Source organism: Cellulophaga sp. BC115SP, from assembly GCF_009905545.1.
GTDB lineage: Bacteria > Bacteroidota > Bacteroidia > Cytophagales > Spirosomataceae > Flectobacillus > Flectobacillus rivi.
The window spans coordinates 1-3964 of record NZ_JAAALB010000106.1 but is presented as its reverse complement, the minus strand read 5'-3'; the positions used below and the strand labels follow the sequence as shown (position 1 = coordinate 3964).

Annotated in this window: 4 protein-coding genes; all 4 read left to right on the top strand. The window is 31.7% G+C overall.

The window, feature by feature from the left end:
• Positions 1-789 precede the first annotated feature (789 nt).
• The 4 genes from GVN22_RS26870 to GVN22_RS26855 all read left to right on the top strand — a co-directional run bounded on the left by GVN22_RS26870 (position 790) and on the right by GVN22_RS26855 (position 3874).
• The gene (locus tag GVN22_RS26870; protein ID WP_166554091.1) at positions 790-1389 is read left to right on the top strand and encodes a macro domain-containing protein; all 600 of its coding nucleotides are present in this window, start codon (positions 790-792) and stop codon (positions 1387-1389) included.
• Between the two features lie 186 nt (positions 1390-1575).
• Positions 1576-2244 carry a hypothetical protein gene (locus tag GVN22_RS26865; RefSeq protein WP_166554090.1) on the top strand — a complete coding sequence of 223 codons (669 nt, stop codon included), beginning with the start codon at positions 1576-1578 and terminating at the stop codon, positions 2242-2244.
• Positions 2245-2439: 195 nt separating this feature from the next.
• Positions 2440-3036: a hypothetical protein gene (locus tag GVN22_RS26860; protein WP_166554089.1), complete on the top strand. Its 597-nt coding sequence runs from the start codon at positions 2440-2442 to the stop codon at positions 3034-3036.
• Between the two features lie 145 nt (positions 3037-3181).
• A complete protein-coding gene (locus GVN22_RS26855) occupies positions 3182-3874 on the top strand; it encodes a hypothetical protein (RefSeq protein WP_166554088.1) in 693 nt (230 codons plus the stop codon).
• Positions 3875-3964 lie beyond the last annotated feature (90 nt).

Genomic DNA, 3964 nt, shown 5'->3' with positions numbered 1-3964 from the left:
GCTTTTTAAGATGGATAAAAATGCAAATGTCTCATTATCAAAAAAATATGCCTACTTAAAAAAGCTGGGTATAGTACGCAGCGACTTAATACCATTGATATTATTTCAACAACTAAAATAAAACTTGGTGAGAAAACTTTTGTAAAAATTAACCCTGTAAAAACTCAAAACACAGTACAAATTTTAGAAGAGATTCTATTTAAAGGTATATACACCAATAAAGACGGTAAGACTATTGTGTTTAAACCAAACGGACAACTGGTTGGGTTTGGCAATTTCAACTATTATAAACCTATAATTGATTATATTGGCGAAGGTATGCAAGTTGACCAAGTTGGTTTGGGTAGTTCTCAAAAAGATATTAAATGGTATGGTTTTAAATTCAATCAAGATACATTAGAGTTGTATAAGCTTAATTGTTTGACATTTGACAGCACAGAGCATAGGTGCATTGACGTCGGCTACGGGCAACTAAAGTATAAACTTTGGAGAAAAAAATAACTACTGTCAAGACTGGTTTGGTTAGAGCAGGGCTGACGTGCTAAATTGAATTTTTAATAGACATGTTTTGTATAACCATCTTGGGACTTAAAGTTTGAATTTTAAAAAGGGGTGACTACAATTGAAACAGGAACTATTAGGCATATCATTAAACACAAACTTAAGAAAACTCGTAGTTAATAAGCGTTTTTAAAAAGCTACCTCTTTGCTGGTAATTATGAGCGCTGAAATTCGTCACTTCATCAAGCAACAAAACGTTGCGCCTCACTTTAAGCAGACCCTTTAATTATGAAAGTTATTTTAACAGATTTAGCTCCAAAACTCCTTGACGCTTGGACTGAGTTCTTCGGTAACGAAGAGAATGTATCGGTTGTTGAGAGTGACATTACTAAAATTGAATGCGATGCAATTGTTAGTCCAGCCAATTCGTTTGGTTTTATGGATGGCGGACTTGACTATGCCTTATCAGAAAGGTTTGGCTGGGACTTAGAAAAAAGGTTGCAAAAAATTATTAAAGAACTACCTGAAGGTGAACTTTTAGTTGGACAAGCATTAGTTTTAGAGACATACGATAAAATAGTTCCTTTTCTCATTTCTGCACCGACAATGCGTATTCCGACCAATTTCAATATTGACACCTCAATAAACGCCTACCTTGCAATGAAGGCAATTTTAATCAAGGCAAAAGCTGACGACAGAATTTCTTCAGTTGCAATACCTGGGCTCTGCACAGGAGTTGGGCGAATGCAACCCACGATTGCTGCAAGCCAGATGTTTCAGGCTTATAAAGAGATAATACTTGGACAAAAAATGGATTTTGCTACATTTGGTGAAGCACAAAAGTATCATTGGGAAATAAACCCACAAGGAATGATTTGGACTCATTAATATTTGCCTTTCGTTGGTAAAAATAAATGTAAAATATCCAATTTGGGAATGACAGTTTTCCCAGAATAAATGATAGAAAACTTTATCCGAAGCATAGGACATTGAGCGGATTCACTAAAAACACTCGACATCGCCATGTGCCAAAACAGCGTTAACAATATCTAATTTGATAACCAAACTAACCAAATGCTGAAGACAATTAATGTTTTTTTCTATGCTTTTTTAACTCTGACATCTTTTATTGTAGTAATTCACTTCAAAAAGATTGACTATTATGAATATCCATCAAAAGGCATAATTGAAAATCTATACACTGGGCTTACAAAAATTTCGACGCATATTTCTAAAAAGGATAGCTTGGATTATACATTAAGCATAAGTTTTAACCACATAAAAACAAGCATATTTATACACAAAATTGAAATAAATGCAGAAGAGGTTAACAGCCAAGAAACAAATATTTTAAGAATTAATAAAATTCTTCCCTACAGTGGAATGCACAATTGGGACATTCCTGAATTTTCAAAATTTTCAGACATTCCAGAGAACTTAAGAAGCCTAAATGTGGCGAATAATCCATACTTTGCTTATGACTATATTTTAAGTTCACCTGCACATATAGAACTGAAAAAAATTAAAATAAGATTGAAAATTAGCTTTACGGAGAACTCAATTCTTAAAAATTTAGACAAGGAGTTAATTATATTAAAGAAAAGCAAAATTGGATTCAAACCATTAGACAATCACAGTGATTGGACACTGTTTTTAATTCCCTCTTTAATGATCATAACAACTATACTTTGGGCTTATAAGGTTAAATATAAACGCAGCAAAAACAGAAATGAGCAAGAATAAAAAACACTCAACATAGATAAATATGACATACCTTTTTTCTAATAATTAAATCATTTTCCAACCCCAAAGACCTCCATACAAACCACTTCCACCAAAATATATTCGAAAATTTGAACTCCACGTTTCTACCTCCCACTAGTCATGACCATTAGTACTATTTAACCTAAACAAACGTAAATAATAACAAATACAAAAATGAGAGTTTACCTATTTCTGATATCACTTTTTTTGACTTCAACTGTTTTTGCTCAAACTAAAAAAAATATAGTTGAAGAGACTTTTGATAAAGTTAAAAATAATTCGAAAGTTGATAAAAGTGATTCCACTTGCTTCAATCTAGCACAAAAAATGTATGATGAAGTCCTACAAAATGATGTCTCTGAATTTAAAAAAAGCACTTTAAAAGAAATTATTGAATATCAAAAAAACAAAAAATCGAAAAATATATACTTATTTTCTGTATTACTGTTTTATCAGGACGTTATTACAACATCATCTGAACAAAAAGCATCAAATCCTGAATTACAAAGAGATATTATTAATTATTTAGAAAAGGAGTTTTTGGACATTTATAATAAAATTCCAGTACTTGTTTATGTGTACAAAGTTGAGACGTTACACTTATTTGATAATAAATTAGAATTAAAAAAATATATCGACGAAGGGCTTAACAACTATCCTAATTCCATTCCATTGAAGTATTATAGCTATAAGTATTTAAATGAACAGACCTATAAAGAAGAATTAATGAAAATAAATAAAAAACATTGGTTGGTGAATATCGAAGAATAATGCAGGCACTACTCAACCTAAGTTGAAGTGCCAACTTAGAGCATTATGCTTCAAAATCTACTCGATTGTATAGTCCGAAACACTAAAAACAACACCTAATTTAGGATACCAATACACCTTCTGCCTTACAAACTTCTGAAAACTCATGAATAGAACTACAGAAATATTAGCAATACATACAGTAGAACAAGTTCCCAAACTTGAAACAATTAGAGCAATCCCGCGAAATCGGACATTAAAACTTGTTTTTGAAAAAGAAGTTCAAGCACAACGAGAAGTAATCGGACAAAATCTAAAAAATCAACTTTTAGACTTTCAAGTTGGAATACATACCATTGAACCAGTAATCAATATTTCCAAGCTTATAACAGACAAAGAAATTGAGGATAATCAAGCCTTTTTTGAACAATGTGCCAAAGATTATCGACAATTAGGAGAAGAGTTGATTTATAAGCTAGTTGATGAACTGAACCTCGAATTAAATAAGGACTTTCCACTTGAAACTTTTAATCAACTAATTAGAGAGAAAAGAGGAAAAGGACAAGTGAGGGATTGGACATACTATGTTCACGGTTTTCATTGTTCTTTTAACAATATTGAGACAGGACAATATATAGAAGTCTCTCTTGTTTTTGGACTTGAATTTGGAGTCTTAGATCCATTATTCTTTATGGACTTTGTAAAGTCTACCTCGAAATACCATCCATTACATGTGGGAATTTTTGAAGATTATGCTGATGGACTTAGGATCAACCAAAGAATGTTATCTCTAGGGAAATTCGAAAGAATTAAATCAAATATTGGGAATCTTTTTGGAACAGTGGTGACTGAAAGATAAAAATATTTTACATATGCGAATATTGGGTTAAAAGATATAATGGAATAGTGCAGTTGCTAATGCTCCAAAAATATGTACCATCAATGCATT